Here is a 14,360-nt window from a genome sequence, read left to right as displayed (position 1 = left end):
CTCTCAGCCGATGACGGTGTAACCCGCGTCCCGCAGGGCCTGGCCGACCTCGGCGCAGTGCACCGGGCCCTTCGTCTCGAGGTGCAGCTCCACCTCCGCCTCCGTGAGCCCGAGCCGGGGGTCGGTTCGGACGTGGCTCACGTCGAGGACGTTAGCGTCGACCACTGACAACACCCCGAGGAGCGTGGCGAGGGCACCCGGGCGGTCCGTGAGCCGGAGCCGAACGGCCAGGTAGCGGCCCTGCGCGGCCATGCCGTGGCGCAGCACGCGCTGCATCAGCACCGGGTCCACGTTGCCGCCGGAGAGCACCGCGACGACCGGGCCCTCGAAGGCGTCCGGCGCGGCCAGCAGCGCCGCGACCGGGCTCGCCCCAGCCGGCTCGACGACCAGCTTGGCCCGCTCCAGGCACAGCAGCAGCGCGGCCGACAGCTGGTCCTCGCTGACCGTGCGCACCTCGTCGACCAGCTCGCTGATGATCCCGAACGGCACCAGGCCGGGCCGGCCCACCTTGATGCCGTCGGCCATCGTCGCCGGGTTCTCCACCGACACCGGATGCCCGGCCGCCAGCGAGGGCGGGTAGGCCGCCGCGCCCTCCGCCTGGACACCGACGATCCTGACCTCCGGGCGTATCGCCTTCACCGCCACCGCGATCCCGGCCGCGAGCCCGCCGCCGCCGACACCGACGACGATCGTGCGCACCTCCGGGCACTGCTCCAGGATCTCCAGGCCGACCGTGCCCTGCCCGGCGATGATGTCCGGGTGGTCGAAGGGGTGGATGAACACCGCGCCCGTCTCGGCCGCGTACTCCTCGGCGGCGGCCAGCGTCTCGTCGACCACCTGGCCGTGCAGGCGCACCTCGGCGCCGTAGTCCCGGGTCGCGCTGACCTTGGGCAGCGGGGCGCCCTTCGGCATGAACACCGTGGAGTGCACACCGAGCAGCGAGGACGCCAGCGCCACGCCCTGCGCGTGGTTCCCGGCGCTCGCGGCCACCACGCCGGCCGCCCGCTCCTCCGGCAGCAGCCCGGCGATGCGCACATAGGCGCCGCGCAGCTTGAACGAGCCGGTGCGCTGGAGGTTCTCGCACTTGAGCTGCACCGGCGCGCCGACCAGCTGGGACAGGTGCCGGCTCCCCTCCATCGCGGTTACCCGTGCCACGCCCGAGAGCATCTTCCGGGCGCCGCGCACATCGTCGAGGGTGACGGAACGCAAGGTGTCAGCCGTGCCGTAGCTCATGACTCCAGCATCGCAGTTCACGGTCGTACACGACTGGAGTGACCAAGCTCCGAGACCGGTTTGCGCAGCGCCGGTACGACCCGCCGCCGGGCCGCGTACCCTGTCCCCCAACCCAGCAGCCCTTCATGAAGCGAGCCTCCGGCCATGCCCACAACACCTGAAATGTCGATGGACATGACGACCGTCGGTGACACCGGTCTCCTCGACACCCTCCAGCACGAGGTGGCGGTGTTCGCACGCCGTGCCGAACAGACGCGGCTCGGCGGGGTCGGGCAGGTGCGCAACTCCATGGACCGGGCGGCCTATCTGCTGCTCAACCGCCTCGACAAAGAAGGCCCGATGGGGGTCAAGGCGCTCGCCGCGAGCATGGGCATCGACTCCTCCACGGTGACCCGGCAGGTGGCTCCGCTGGTCGACACCGGGCTCGTCAAGCGCACCTCGCACCCCGAGGACGGGCGTGCGGTGGTCCTTCAGCTGTCCCCGCGCGGGATCGCCCGGCTGGAGGAGGTGCGCTCCTCCAGGCGTCAGTTGATGGCCGAGCTGACGCAGGACTGGGCACCGGAGGAACGCGAGCAGTTCTGCACGCTCCTGACCCGCTTCAACCGCGCGCTCTCCGCGCGGATGACGCTGGGGACCGCGCCGGCGGATCAGCCGCCGGCCTCCTGAGGGCGGACGCCCACCGGGTACCCGGACCGGTCGGTGCCGGAGTCTTGACCCCGGGCCGCCGCTGGCCTCATATGAGACGACCGGGTCCTGTGTCGTTCGTACGCGGTTCACCTGTCCCGTACCGGACAGGGCCCCTTCAGGGGGAGGCGCGGTGCGTGATCGGCAGGTGTTCCGGGGTGCCCGCCGGGCCCGGGAGTTCGAGGCGTTCGTCGCGGGCGCGGCCGGACGTCTGCTGCATGCCGCCACGCTCCTCACGGCGGAGGCACCGAACGCCAACCCGCGCGCGCGGCGCCTGCTGACACTCGCGCTCGCCCACACCTACGCGCGCTGGGACCGGCTGCACGGCGAGGACCCGTACGACTGCGCCCGCCAGTACCTCGCCACCCGGTTCGCGCGCACGACCTGGCACCACTACGGCGCCTTCGGCCGCGCCCGCCCCGATCCGCGCAGCCCGCTCGCCGTGCTCACCCCCCAGGAACGCCTGGTCCTCGTACTTCGCCTCTACGAAGGCGTGGCCGAGGAACAGGCGGCGGCCCTCCTGGGGCTGCCGGTGGAACGCGTCCACACCATCTGCGACCGCGCGACAGCCACCCTGCTCCATCCACCCCGCCCGGCTCCGCCGCGAACGGCGGGCAGTCAGGTGGCGCCCTCATGAACCGGATCGAGCGGGAGGCCGCCGCGCGGCAGATCATGGAGCAGGTCCCGGCACCGGTGCCGCCGGACCTGTGCGTGGAGGCGGTACGCCGTGGCGAGCGCCTGCTGAGGCGCAGGCGACTCGTCCGCCGGGTGATGTGGATGCTGGCCCTGGCCGCGGCCGTCGCATTCAGTGTGTGGGCGGCCCGTGTGCACCCGTGGACGCAGCCGCCCTCGCAGACGACACCGCCGATCACCGGCTGGTGACCTGGCGGGCGGACAGCAGTGGGACCCGGACCGGCGGTCGGTACGTCCACGCGCCGGAGGGGCTACGGCAGGACGGCGGCGGTACGGCCCGTGCGCGCGGCCGGGGCGAGCCTTGTGACCGGCGCCCGGACGCGCGCGTCCGTCTCGGTCAGCCCAGGGCCTGCTGGAGGTCTGCGAGCAGGTCGTCGACGTTCTCGATGCCCACGGAGAGGCGCACCAGGTCGGCGGGGACCTCCAGCGCGGAGCCGGCCGCGGAGGCGTGCGTCATGCGGCCGGGGTGCTCGATCAGGGACTCGACGCCGCCGAGCGACTCGCCGAGGGTGAACACCTTGGCGCGGTTGCACACCTCGACCGCGGCCTCCTCGTCGCCCTCGACCCGGAAGGACACCATGCCGCCGAACGCCTTCATCTGCTTCGCGGCGACCTCGTGGCCGGGGTGCTCGGGCAGGCCCGGGTAGAGCACACTGGTCACGCGCGGGTGCCGGGTCAGCATGTCGGCGACCTTCGTGGCGTTCTCGCTGTGCCGGTCCATGCGCACCGCGAGGGTCTTGGTGCCGCGCAGCACCAGCCAGGAGTCGAAGGGACCGGCGACGGCGCCCATCGCGTTCTGGTGGTAGGCCAGTTCCTCGCCGAGGCCCTGGTCGGAGACGATCAGCGCGCCGCCGACCACGTCCGAGTGACCGCCCATGTACTTGGTCAGGGAGTGGACGACGACGTCCGCACCGAGCGCCAGCGGCTGCTGCAGGTAGGGCGTGGCGAAGGTGTTGTCGACGACGAGCTTCGCGCCCGCGTCGTGCGCGACGGACGCGACGGTGGCGATGTCGGTGATGCCGAGCAGCGGGTTGGAGGGGGTCTCCACCCAGACGGCCTTGGTCTTCGGGGTGATCGCGGCCCGCACGGCGGCCGGGTCGCTGGTGTCGGCGACGGACCACTCCACGCCCCAGCGGGTGACGACCTTGGCGAAGAGGCGGAAGGTGCCGCCGTAGGCGTCGTTCGGGATCACGACGTGGTCACCGGGGCTGAGCAGCGTGCGCAGCAGGGTGTCCTCGGCGGCCAGGCCGGACGCGAAGGCGAGGCCGCGACGGCCGCCCTCCAGCGCGGCGAGGTTCTCCTCGAGGGCGGTACGGGTGGGATTGGCGCTGCGGCTGTACTCGTAGCCGCCGCGCAGCCCGCCGACGCCGTCCTGCTTGTAGGTCGAAACCTGGTAGATCGGCGGTACGACCGCGCCGGTGAGGGGATCCGCGGTGTTGCCCGCGTGGATCGCGAGGGTCTCGAAATGCTGACTGGTGTGCCTGTCGCTCATGGGAACCGAGCGTAATGCGCTGGGCCGGATGCTGACGCCCGCACGGCCCGGGCAGCACCGGCCGAAGGGATTTCCCTGTACGGGGACGGCGCGCCCAGGGTCCTCGGGAGACGACCCACGGCCCTCGGGAAACGACCCAGGACACTCGTGGAAACCCGCCCCCAGGGCATCCCTGTCATGACCCGGACCGGAGTTTTCCACAGACCCGCGGCGGGGTTCGCCAATTGTCGGCGGCGTCTGGTTCGCTTGGGGCATGGCGATTCTCTGGCTGCTGATGGCGCTGCTCATGCTGAGCTTCGTGCTGCTCCCGCTCATGCGGCGCAGGCGCGGGGTGATCGAGCAGGTTCCCCCGGGACACCCGGACGCCGCCGACCCGGCGGCCTACGGCTTCGTGCGCCAGGAGGAGCTGGACGTGCGCATGCCGGGCCCGGACCAGGACCTGCTCGACGTCCTGGAGGTGGTGCAGCGCACCCAGGACTATCGCGCGGCCTCCCAGTTGCTGGCCGGCACCGAGAAGGAGGGCGAGCGCCGCTGGCAGCGGGTGCAGGCCTTCGCCGGTGCCGCCGCCCTGGAGCTGCGGCAGCGGCCCGGCGGGGTGCACGAGACACCGGGCGGCCAGTGGCTGCGGGTGTGGCGGGCCGAGCAGCCCAAGGACGCGGGCGCCGCCGCCGTCTACGCGGAGTTCCTGGTGCAGCAGGCCTGGCGGACGTCGACGCCGGGCACGGACGACTTCCGGATCATCATGGAGGAGGCCCGGGACGCGTGCGCGCAGGCGGCCCTGCTGGCCCCCGGTGACCCGGTGCCGTACATCATCGAGCTGTCCGTTGCCCGTGGACTCGCCTACTCCCAGGCCGAGTTCGACCAGCTGTGGCTGAAGATCCTCGACCGTGCACCGCTCCACATGGGCGCGCATCTGGCCGCGCTGCACCACTGGTGCGAGAAGTGGCACGGCTCGCGTGAGCAGGCGTACTCCTTCGCCGAGGCCGCCGCGGCCCGCGCCCCGCAGGGCTCGCTGCTCGCCGCGCTGCCGCTGTTCGCGGTCTTCGAGCACCTCCCCGAGGTGAACCTGGTGGCGGGCTTCTACCAGAGCGAGGTCGTCACCAAGGCGATGCACGGCGCCCTGCACGCGGTGCACTCGGCCCGTCCCGACGACCCGGTGCTGGCACACGTCCGCCATCTGCTGATCTTCTTCCTGGTCCGCGCCGAGCGCTGGCAGGAGGCCATGCACCAGCTGATACACGTCGACGGACACGTGGGCGCGCTGCCCTGGACGCTCTCCGCCGACCCGGCAGCCGAGTTCGCCGTGTACCGCGCCCTGGCGGTGGGCGGCTACGAGGCGAACGGCGGCAGCCCGGCCACCCTCCCCGGCTGAGCCGCCACCGGGGCCGGCGCCCCGCCGTATCCGCATTGCCGTTCTGACCTGCGGTAGGGCATACTCCGGCATCCCCCCACACGCACCGCACGAACCACAAGCACCACACGCACCGACCCCCGCCCACCACCTCGGCCAGGTGCCGCGTGATGCCCTGTTTCGTCATGTCCTGTTTCTGAGGTCCTGTGGGGGGATCTGCCCGATGGGCGCAACTCTGCGCGCGCTGCGCGCTCTCGTACTGCTGCTCGGTTTCTATCTGCTGAGCCTCGTGCTGCTCGCGGCGTTGCTCGGTCTCGACATCGCCATGTTCACTTGGGGGCACGGTCCGGTCGTCGCGAAGATGGCCGTCGTGTCGGTGCTGCTGGCCATCCCCGTCGTCCGCGGCTTGTTCATGCTGCGCACGCCCAAGGGCGAGGACGGCCCCGGCATCCCGGTCACGGAGGCCGGCGAGCCCCGGCTGTGGGCGCTGGTCCGGGAGGTCGCGGCGGCGTCCGGCACCCGCGTCCCCGACCGGATCCTGCTCACCGGCGACGTCAACGCGTCCGTCAGCGAGGAGCCGCGGCTGCTCGGCCTGCGCCCCGGCCCGCGCCGCCTGCGCCTCGGCGTTCCGCTGCTGACCGGCCTGACCGAGGCCGAGCTGCGGGCCGTACTCGCCCACGAATACGGCCACTTCACCGGCGGCGACACCCGGCTGTCCGCACTGGTCGTGCGCGGCCGGGTGCAACTCGCCCGGGTCATCGGGCAGTTCCACGCCAAGGCGGACGGCAAGGCGGCCGCCGAACGGGCTCGGCAGGAACAGGCCGCCGCCAAGCGGATCGCCAAGGGCAAGAAGGCCAAGCAGGTCGACACCAGCGGCTCGGGGGCGACGTACCGGATCATGGCGGCGATCTACACCGCGTACGCCAATTTCTATCTGCGTGCCTCGCTGTCCACCGCGCGCGGCCAGGAGTTCGCCGCCGATCTGGCCGCCGCGCGGATCGCCGGACGCGACGCGACGGCGTCCGCGCTGCGCGAGATCCCGGTGCTGTCCGCCTCCCACGGCTTCTACCTCGACTCCTACGCCACCCTCGGCCTGCAGGCCGGGCTGCTGCCGCCGCGCGGCGAGTTCTTCGGCGGCTTCGGCAAGCTGCTGACGGCCCGTGAACGGGAACTGGTGCGACTCCGCTCGGAGCTGCCGGAGGAGCCGGCCTCGCCGTACGACTCGCACCCGCCGATCGCCGAACGGGTGCGCCGTATCGAGGCGCTGCCCGCCGACGGACGTACCGAGGAGGCCAAGGGCGCGGCGCTCGCCCTGCTCACCGACCCGGACCGGACCCTGGCCGCACTGGAGGACGCCGTCCTGACCGACGAGGTGCTCGCCTTCCGGCGCACCGCCGCCTGGGAGGAGCTGCTGGACGCCTCGATGGCCGCGGGCCTGTCCTCCGCGCAGACCCCGCTGCACCGGGTGCTGGCCGACTACACCGGGCAGCCGCCGACCCTGGCCGCACTGCTGGCGGTCATCGACGACGGCCGGTTGTGGCAGCTGGCCGAGCGGCTGCCACTGTCGGAGGAGGCGGTGGCCGCGAAGGGGCGGGTGTTCCGGGAGTTCGCACGGCCCGTGCTGGCCAGGTCGGTGCGGACGATGGTGCTGGCCGAGTTCAGCGTCCGTTCACTGCTGCACTGGGAGTTCTCCTGGTCCCGCCCGGCCGCCGTACGACTGCCCGGCTGGGGTTCGCAGACCGCGGAGGACGAGGGCCCCGAGGCCGCGCTCGACGAGGCGCTGGACGCGGCGCTCGCCGACCACCCCGACACCGCGCCCCTGCGCGCCCTGCTGCCGCCGACGACACAGCACGCCTGACGCCGGCCGGCGCCCTCCCCCGCCGACGAGCAACGAACCACAAACGAAGAACGAAGACCGAAGAACGAGAACGGATCGAACCCGCCGATGACCGTCCTGCTGTGGATCCTGGGCATCCTGGCCCTCCCTGTCGTGATCGCCGCCGTGTGGTTCACCGGCGTGTTCGTGAAGGAACTCTTCTCGCCGAGTCCTCCCGGCCCCGACGCGGCGGCGCAGACCGCGGAGCGGCTCGGCCTGCTGCCCGCCGAGCGGCAGGACACCGAGCACTGCGCGCCGCTGCCCGACGCGTGGTCGGCCGCTCTCGCCGCGGTGCGCGGCGGCGAGTGGCGGCCCGCCGCCGAACTCCTGCGGACGATCGGCCGGGACTGGGAGCGCCGTTCGACGGTCACCGGTCTGCTGGGCACGGTCGCGGCCGAGGAGGACGCCTGGCTGCTGGGCTGGGAGGCGGCGCGCCCGCAGGACCCGGACGCGGCCGTGGTCAGGGCGCAGAGCACGGTGTACCTGGCCTGGGAACTGCGAGGTGCGCTGCGCGCCGAGAACACCACGCGGGAGCAGTTCGACGGCTTCCATCGCACGCTGGCCACCGCGCGTGAGGAGATCGCGCGGGCGGCCGCGCTGAATCCCGACGACCCGACGCCGTACATCACGGAGATATGGGTGGCGCTCGGACTCGGTTACCCGCACGCGGAGATGGACAAGCTGTGGGCGGAGATCACCGCCCGTGCCCCGCACCACTACGGCGCCCATCACGCGGCGCTGCAGTACTGGTGCGCGAAGTGGCGGGGATCGCAGGAGCTGGCCTTCGGCTTCGCCGAGCGGGCGGCGGCCGGGGCGCCGCTGGGCAGTCTGCTGACGGCGCTGCCGCTCATCGCGCACTTCGAGCACGACAGGTCGACCGATGTCGCGGCCGACGGCACGCCCGAGATGGTGGCCCGGGTCGACGCGGGCCTCGCGGACGCGGCGGCCGCGGCAGCCGCGGATCCCGACCGGCCGGGCCTCGCCCAGCTGCGTCACCTGCTGGCCTTCTACCTGCATCTGCAGGATCGGCACGCGGCGGCGCTGGAGCAGTTCAAGCTCGTGGACGGGTATGTGGACGCGCTGCCGTGGAGTTACCGGGGCGACGACGCCGCGGCGTATTACTGCCGGGTCCGCAATGAGACGGCCCAGGCGGTGGCGGCGGCGTCCTGACAACGACGTGTGAGTCGGCCCCTCGGGCTTCAGAGGAGCGCACCCCCACGAGACGAACGCGGGGGCGCGGTGCTGCGGCCGGAGCTCTCCGTCGCGGCGGGCAGCCGTCGAAAATCAGTGGCCGCCTGAACCGGTCGACCCCACGCTGTACGGCATGGAAGAACCGCAACGCAGGATCCGTGCGGCCCACTCGGAATCCACGATCACCGTCTACCAGGCGTACTGCCCGGAAATCGGCCTGCCCGCTGTTCGCGACGGCCGCTTCCCGGCCGTGTGGAAGCGGGACAGGATGACGTGGATCAAGCCGTCGTTCCTGTGGATGATGTACCGCTGCGGCTGGGGCACGAAGCCGGGGCAGGAGACCGTGCTCGCTGTCGAAATCGCCCGTGACGGCTTCGAGTGGGCGCTGCGCCACGCCTGTCTGTCGAGCTACGCCCGCGAGGTCCACCCCGACCGCGCCACCTGGCAGCGTCAGTTGAGGCGCGCGCCCACCCGCGTGCAGTGGGACCCGGAGCGGGACCTGCGCCTGCAACCCCTGCCGTACCGGTCCCTGCAACTCGGCCTCTCCGGTGAGGCCGCACGACGCTATGCGGACGAGTGGACGGTCGCCATCCGCGACGTGACCCCACTCGCCCACGAGATCCAAGCCCTCGTCACTGGTGGGGACCTGGACTCCGCCGCCAGGCTGCTGCCCCAGGAACGCCCCTATCCCATCGGTGACGAGCTTCTCGCCCACCTGAGCGGATGACGGACTGCTCCACCCCGCGGCCCCGCACCTCCGACTCGGTGAGTCCTTCGCGGTGTCCTGCCCCATCGGTGTCGCCCGGGCCGAGGGCTGACTGACTCGGATGGGCTTCGGGACGTACGCGCGAAGGGTGTGGGACGAGCGGTTGCCGCTCCCCCGGCGGTACACGGCGCTGCGGTGTGCCGTCGGGCAGTACTGTCCGCTCGGCTTCAACGCGACCTGGGCCTACCTCGCCGCCATGGCGCGGCCCTCCCCCGATCTGCGCAGGGATCCCGCGGCGATGATCCGGGCGCTGGACACTCTGGAGGCCGGGCGCGCGGTCCGGCTCGCGCAGGTGCGGGCGTTCGCCGCTCGCCGCAGGGTGGAGAAGGCGGCCGGCCGGCGGACCCCCCGGTCCGCCGACACCGCACTTCTGGCAGGGCCTTACCGGCCCGGCGCGTCGGCGCCCGAACGGCTCGGGCTCATCGCCGCCGTGGCGAACCGCCACGCCGACTTCAAGCGTTTCCCCCCTCCCGACGAATCGCGCCATCACGGCCGTCAAGCCACCCACCACGACGGTCAGGCAGGGCGACTCGCCGATCAGGCAGCGCGACTCGCCGGTCTGCACGCCCGTCTGGACGCGTGTGCGACGGCGTACCTCACCGGACTGGGCCGGATGGACCAGCCGGCGCGGAAGGCCTTGGCCGACTGCCTCGACGGGATCCGTGCCCTTCTCCGTCCGGGCCATGCGCCGCTGAACAGCCATCTGCTGGTGTGGCAGCGCTTCGCCGTCCTGCTCGCATACGCCGCGGACATGTCCGGAGAGGCACCGCCAGAAAGCTGATCATGGGGTAGACGGGCGGTCGGGGACGGTCCGCACCGCCCGGCCACGGGGCCCGGATCGGAAGCGTATCGGAAGCGCGAAACCGGCTTCCGCTCCGCGGATGTCGGGCAAGGTGGCTCTCGCCACGCCGTTGGAACAAGCCAAACCCCGGTTGTCCACCGGGAGTTGCGAGGGCCCATGAACCACAGTTACGAGCCGCCCGGTCTCCTGCCCGCAGAGGGCCAGGAGAGAACCTACGCGCTGGCCATAGCCGGTGCCCCCCTGCTGCTGATCCTGCTGATGGTGTTCATGCTCCATCTCGCCTCGGGTGAGGACAGCGCGGCCGGAGCCACCTCGGTGACCGGCCAGGGCGGCTACTCCTACGAACCGCAGCCGACGGATTCCTGGACACCGGACACCTCCACGGCGTACGGCACCGAGCCGTCCGCGCCCACCGCCGGCGACGACGCCACCGACCTGTACCCCAGCACGCTGGACACGCAGAGCACGGACACCACGCCGAGCACGGACAGCACCGACGGGACCACCGGACCCGCCGCGACCGTCACCCGTTTCTTCGACGCCATCAACGCCCACGACTTCCAGACCGCATGGGAGCTGGGCGGCAAGAACCTCGACGAGTCGTACGACGCCTTCCAGTCGGGCTTCGCCACGACCGAGCACGACGAGGTCACCGTCGAGTCCGTCGAGGGCGACACGGTCTCGGTGAGCCTGGTGGCCCAGCAGACCGACGGCACGGAGAAGTCGTTCAGCGGTCAGTACACCGTGGCCGACGGGGTCATCACGCACGCCACGATGGCCTCGGCCGGCTGAAGGAAGCGGAGAACACAGCCATGGCCAATGACATCATTTCCTCCCTTCCCGCTCCCGCGCCGGAGCCGGACGGGCAGGTCACCGGCCGCCCGTCCGTGGACGCCAACAGCGACGCCACCCGGCTGCTGTGCGCCGGCACCTACCTGGACCCGGTCTACCGCACCACCGTCATCCGAGAGTTGCTGACCCACCGGTTCCGGGTGGTGGCACCGTCGTACGGGTACGACGCGGTCCCCGTGCTCGCGCACGCCCTGGCGGCGCGCCGGCTGCACCGCATCCGGCTGGCCCTGCTCGGGGCGGGCCTCGTGGTCACGTACTTCTTCATGGCCGTCGGCGTGCTCAACGGCTTCGCCGCGCTGCTGTTGGCGGCGTGGCTGCTGTGGGTCACCGCGTTCCTGCGGCGGGTCGTCACCCTGCAGCAGCTCTCGACCCGGCTGGCCCGCCGCACCGGCTCGGAGGGCCGCCGTGGGCGGGGGTTCGACGGCTCCTACCCCGCGCATCCCGAGCTGACGGACCACCTCATCGCCAAGATCAACCGGGAGCAGACCTCCGACAGCAGCCAGATCTGCTACGGCGGCTACAAGCCGTTCGTCGGCGCGGGCGATCAGGTGCGGCGCTGGTCCACCGCCGAGCTGCTGGTCGGCGCGCCGCTCGGCGTGTTCGAGGGCCGGCAGGCTCCCGGCATGCCCGGTATGCCCCCGGCGTCCGGCGCGGTCGGGACGAGCGGCTCTGCCCACGCGGCCGGTCAGGAGCCGCGGCGCAAGGAGATCATCCCCTTCACCGTCGAGGACATCACCGACTACATATCCGCCCGCATGCGGTCCGAACTGCGCGACCAGGCCACCCGGTTGGCGCGGATCGAGGGGCTCGCCGTCGAGCGGAGCACCTTCACCACGGCCGTCACGACCCTGCGCGGCGCGTTGACGGCGATCCCGGCGCAGAGCGTCGACCACTGGCGGGACGCCTACGGCTCGGGGCGCGGCTACCTGTGCATCCGGGTGGGTTCATGGAACCAGGAGCTGGTCACCACGGCGTTCGTGGGCTTCGACCTCAAGGGGAGCACCCTGCACACCGAGTTCTACTCCTATGTGCTGGGGCCGATCCGGGGGAGTTTCCACCTGGTGGACCGGCTCCCCGCGACGCTGGACGGCCGGACCCTGCTCAAGGTCGGCTGGCACACCCTGCGGGCCACGCCCGAGGCCGCGCTGCGGTCCCTCGTCTCCCGGGCGCCCGCGGCGCTGTCGGGGCTGCTGCCGTGGCGGAGGAACCGGATCGAGCTGCCGCAGGCGGCCGACTCCAGCGAGTTCGGTCTGGGCCGGTACGCGGACACCGTGGTGAACCGCGGGGCGCTCACCAGCATCCGGGAGCTCGCGGCCAGCGGTGCCTTCCACGTCTTCTTCCAGGAGACGGACACGATCAAGTACACGCAGATCGTGGAGCGTCAACTCCTGCACATCGTCCGTGAGTTCCTGCAGGAGCACAACGTGGACCTGGCGGAGCACGAGGCCCGCCAGACGAACATCCTCAACTACGGCAGCAACAACAGCTTCGTGAACGGCAACAACAACACCACCAACTCGGGCACGCAGAACCACTTCGGCGGCTCCGAGGGCGGTCGAGGGGCGGGAGCGGCATGACGGACACCTCCACGGGCACGGGCGGTCCCAGCAGCAATTACGGGAGCGGCAACACCTTCGGCAGCAACAACAGCTTCGTCACCGGCAACAAAAACTCCACCAACTCGGGCACGCAGAACTTCTACGGCACTGCCCCGGGCGGCCCCGAGCCGTCCCGTGGGGACCGGGAACGCCCCGGGCCCTCCCCCGACCGCCGCCGCAACGTCTTCGTCGTCCACGGGCGGGACGAGGAGGTGCGCACGAAGATGTTCGGCCTGCTGCGCCGGCTCGATCTGCGCCCGCTGGAGTGGGAGGACCTGGTCAGGGCCACCGGCAAGACGGCACCGTTCCTCGGCGAGGTCGTCGCCAAGGCTCCCGAGCAGGCCCAGGCGGCCCTCGTGCTGCTCACCCCGGACGACATCGTCCAGCTGCACCCGGACCTGCGGGGCAGGCACGAGCCGCCGTACGAGATCGAGCCGACCGGTCAGCCCCGGCCGAACGTGCTGATCGAGCTGGGCATGGTCCTGATGGCCTACCCGGAGCGCACGCTGATGGTGGAGGTCGGTGAGCTGCGCGCGATCGCCGACATCGCGGGCCGGAACGTCATCCGGTTCGACGGCTCGGAGGGCGCCCTGAGCAAGATCGTGCAGCGGCTGAAGCTGGCGGGCTGCACGGTCGACGACACCGGCTCCGAATGGCGCGAGACCTGGCCGTACAGCCATCTGTCGGCGTACGGCCGTACCGGGCGGGGAGTGCCGCCGGTCCACTGAGCCGCGGTACGGGCCCGGTGGTCGATCTTCCACGGCCGGGGGAGGGCCCGTACCGCCCAGGCCCTGTCGTCGAGTTCCCGTCGTCCGCCCGGAGGGGGGCCGGCGGCGGCTGGTGGCCCCGACCGCGTTGCCGGGCCGGGGCCACCTCCCGGCGAGCGCCGGGGGAGGGAATCCGACGACAGGGCCCAGCCCCCTCGGGTGTGCCGAGGGGGCATCCGGCGTCGGACGTCAGATGTGGCGCCGGGCGCCCGCCGCCAGGCCGGCCAGGAACGCGCCGGTCTCCGGCAGGTCTATCCGCCTCAGCTCGCCGGGGCGGACCACCACATGCAGCTCACGGCAGACCGTCCGCTCCCAGGAGTGCGCCACGAACGACAGCAGGATCAGCCGCAGCAGGGTGTCCTCGTCGAGATCGTGCAGCCGGGCGAGGCCCGCTCCGGTGAGCGGCATGGTGACGCGTTCCAGCTGGCCGTGCCGGTGCACGGCGTCCCACAGCCGGTCCAGGCCGAGCCACAGTTCCTGGACCCCGGAGGAGGCGACGCAGTCGTTGCCCATCCGGCTGTAGGCGACGGCGAAGACGAGCTGCGGGCGGCTGCCGAGGACGGCGACGGTCCCGATCGGGTACCGGGCGCGCTTGCCGCGCGGCTTGTCCCGCGCGCTCTCCCGAGCCACCGGGGCGACCCCGTCCAGCGCGGCGGCGAGCTCCGCGTCGAGCAGGTGGGCGTCCCCCGCGTAGCGGCGGGCGAGCAGCTGTCCCTGGACGCTGTCGTCGTTGATGACGACACCGTCGTCCACGAGGGTGTCGAAGGTGTCGGTGAATCCCACCACCAGATGCCCGGGCTGGTCGAAGAGGTCGCCCTCCTCGACCACCACGGTCATGTGGGGACGGGTGAACTCCTGCCGTACGGCCGCCTGCGGACGCGCCCGGGCCAGCCCCCAGCCCAGGCACAGTGCGACGGAACCGGCGAGCACCGCCCCGGGCCGGGACACGGTCTGCGGGAACAGCTGGCTGACGAACTGCACGACGGCCGACACCGCGCCGAAGGCCACCAGCACGTTCCCCAGGAACACCCGCCACCCGCGCCAGGACCGCGGCA

At 72.2% G+C, this 14,360-nt stretch carries 14 protein-coding genes; 11 read left to right on the top strand and 3 right to left on the bottom strand.

The features are described from left to right. Positions 1–3: 3 nt before the first annotated feature. A complete protein-coding gene (gene ilvA / locus ACWC0C_RS30580; protein WP_449195804.1) occupies positions 4–1,233 on the bottom strand; it encodes a threonine ammonia-lyase in 1,230 nt (409 codons plus the stop codon). 162 nt (positions 1,234–1,395) lie between these two features. Between ilvA and ACWC0C_RS30575 the strand changes: the two genes are divergently transcribed. From ACWC0C_RS30575 to ACWC0C_RS30565, 3 genes are all read left to right on the top strand, one after another. Next, positions 1,396–1,899: a MarR family winged helix-turn-helix transcriptional regulator gene (locus ACWC0C_RS30575; protein ID WP_450867340.1), complete on the top strand. Its 504-nt coding sequence runs from the start codon at positions 1,396–1,398 to the stop codon at positions 1,897–1,899. Between the two features lie 151 nt (positions 1,900–2,050). After that, positions 2,051–2,554, top strand: coding sequence for a sigma factor-like helix-turn-helix DNA-binding protein (locus ACWC0C_RS30570; protein ID WP_449195805.1), 504 nt, complete (start codon positions 2,051–2,053; stop codon positions 2,552–2,554). Beyond that, the gene (locus ACWC0C_RS30565; protein WP_450867261.1) at positions 2,551–2,799 is read left to right on the top strand and encodes a hypothetical protein; all 249 of its coding nucleotides are present in this window, start codon (positions 2,551–2,553) and stop codon (positions 2,797–2,799) included. Before ACWC0C_RS30570 ends, ACWC0C_RS30565 begins: the two co-directional genes overlap by 4 nt. A 148-nt stretch (positions 2,800–2,947) precedes the next feature. Here ACWC0C_RS30565 and ACWC0C_RS30560 read toward each other — a convergent pair whose 3' ends face one another. Continuing rightward, complete coding sequence (locus ACWC0C_RS30560; protein ID WP_450867260.1) at positions 2,948–4,102, bottom strand: cystathionine gamma-synthase; 1,155 nt, start codon at positions 4,100–4,102, stop codon at positions 2,948–2,950. Positions 4,103–4,355: 253 nt separating this feature from the next. Here ACWC0C_RS30560 and ACWC0C_RS30555 point away from each other — a divergent pair, with 253 nt between their 5' ends. The 8 genes from ACWC0C_RS30555 to ACWC0C_RS30520 all read left to right on the top strand — a co-directional run bounded on the left by ACWC0C_RS30555 (position 4,356) and on the right by ACWC0C_RS30520 (position 13,266). Further along, positions 4,356–5,474 carry a hypothetical protein gene (locus ACWC0C_RS30555; protein ID WP_450867259.1) on the top strand — a complete coding sequence of 373 codons (1,119 nt, stop codon included), beginning with the start codon at positions 4,356–4,358 and terminating at the stop codon, positions 5,472–5,474. Between the two features lie 202 nt (positions 5,475–5,676). Further along, a complete protein-coding gene (locus ACWC0C_RS30550) occupies positions 5,677–7,311 on the top strand; it encodes a M48 family metalloprotease (RefSeq protein WP_450867257.1) in 1,635 nt (544 codons plus the stop codon). Between the two features lie 87 nt (positions 7,312–7,398). Then, complete coding sequence (locus tag ACWC0C_RS30545; protein WP_450867255.1) at positions 7,399–8,499, top strand: hypothetical protein; 1,101 nt, start codon at positions 7,399–7,401, stop codon at positions 8,497–8,499. A 154-nt stretch (positions 8,500–8,653) separates the two neighbouring features. Continuing rightward, on the top strand, positions 8,654–9,247 hold the full coding sequence (locus tag ACWC0C_RS30540) for a DUF4291 domain-containing protein (RefSeq protein WP_450867253.1): 594 nt from the start codon (positions 8,654–8,656) through the stop codon (positions 9,245–9,247). A gap of 100 nt (positions 9,248–9,347) precedes the next feature. Next, positions 9,348–10,067: a hypothetical protein gene (locus tag ACWC0C_RS30535; RefSeq protein WP_450867252.1), complete on the top strand. Its 720-nt coding sequence runs from the start codon at positions 9,348–9,350 to the stop codon at positions 10,065–10,067. 177 nt (positions 10,068–10,244) lie between these two features. Then, on the top strand, positions 10,245–10,880 hold the full coding sequence (locus ACWC0C_RS30530) for a hypothetical protein (protein ID WP_450867250.1): 636 nt from the start codon (positions 10,245–10,247) through the stop codon (positions 10,878–10,880). A 20-nt stretch (positions 10,881–10,900) separates the two neighbouring features. Continuing rightward, the gene (locus ACWC0C_RS30525) at positions 10,901–12,517 is read left to right on the top strand and encodes a hypothetical protein (protein WP_450867248.1); all 1,617 of its coding nucleotides are present in this window, start codon (positions 10,901–10,903) and stop codon (positions 12,515–12,517) included. Beyond that, on the top strand, positions 12,514–13,266 hold the full coding sequence (locus ACWC0C_RS30520; RefSeq protein WP_450867246.1) for a TIR domain-containing protein: 753 nt from the start codon (positions 12,514–12,516) through the stop codon (positions 13,264–13,266). Before ACWC0C_RS30525 ends, ACWC0C_RS30520 begins: the two co-directional genes overlap by 4 nt. 228 nt (positions 13,267–13,494) lie before the next feature. Here the strand turns inward: ACWC0C_RS30520 and ACWC0C_RS30515 are convergent, their stop codons facing one another. Next, positions 13,495–14,334 (bottom strand): macro domain-containing protein, encoded by an 840-nt coding sequence (locus ACWC0C_RS30515; RefSeq protein WP_450867245.1) that lies wholly within the window; start codon positions 14,332–14,334, stop codon positions 13,495–13,497. Between the last annotated feature and the right edge of the window lie 26 nt (positions 14,335–14,360).

Source organism: Streptomyces sp. NPDC001709, assembly GCF_053596375.1.
Note: the sequence above shows the minus strand (reverse complement) of the source record. Positions and strands in the feature narration are given on the sequence as shown.

Coding starts and splice junctions, on each gene's coding strand:
- ACWC0C_RS30550 (WP_450867257.1), top strand. CDS start 5,677: ATGGGCGCAACTCTGCGCGCGCTGCGCGCTCTCGTACTGCTGCTCGGT.
- ACWC0C_RS30540 (WP_450867253.1), top strand. CDS start 8,654: ATGGAAGAACCGCAACGCAGGATCCGTGCGGCCCACTCGGAATCCACG.
- ilvA (WP_449195804.1), bottom strand. CDS start 1,233: ATGAGCTACGGCACGGCTGACACCTTGCGTTCCGTCACCCTCGACGAT.
- ACWC0C_RS30575 (WP_450867340.1), top strand. CDS start 1,396: ATGTCGATGGACATGACGACCGTCGGTGACACCGGTCTCCTCGACACC.
- ACWC0C_RS30565 (WP_450867261.1), top strand. CDS start 2,551: ATGAACCGGATCGAGCGGGAGGCCGCCGCGCGGCAGATCATGGAGCAG.
- ACWC0C_RS30525 (WP_450867248.1), top strand. CDS start 10,901: ATGGCCAATGACATCATTTCCTCCCTTCCCGCTCCCGCGCCGGAGCCG.
- ACWC0C_RS30545 (WP_450867255.1), top strand. CDS start 7,399: ATGACCGTCCTGCTGTGGATCCTGGGCATCCTGGCCCTCCCTGTCGTG.
- ACWC0C_RS30555 (WP_450867259.1), top strand. CDS start 4,356: ATGGCGATTCTCTGGCTGCTGATGGCGCTGCTCATGCTGAGCTTCGTG.
- ACWC0C_RS30560 (WP_450867260.1), bottom strand. CDS start 4,102: ATGAGCGACAGGCACACCAGTCAGCATTTCGAGACCCTCGCGATCCAC.
- ACWC0C_RS30520 (WP_450867246.1), top strand. CDS start 12,514: ATGACGGACACCTCCACGGGCACGGGCGGTCCCAGCAGCAATTACGGG.
- ACWC0C_RS30535 (WP_450867252.1), top strand. CDS start 9,348: ATGGGCTTCGGGACGTACGCGCGAAGGGTGTGGGACGAGCGGTTGCCG.
- ACWC0C_RS30530 (WP_450867250.1), top strand. CDS start 10,245: ATGAACCACAGTTACGAGCCGCCCGGTCTCCTGCCCGCAGAGGGCCAG.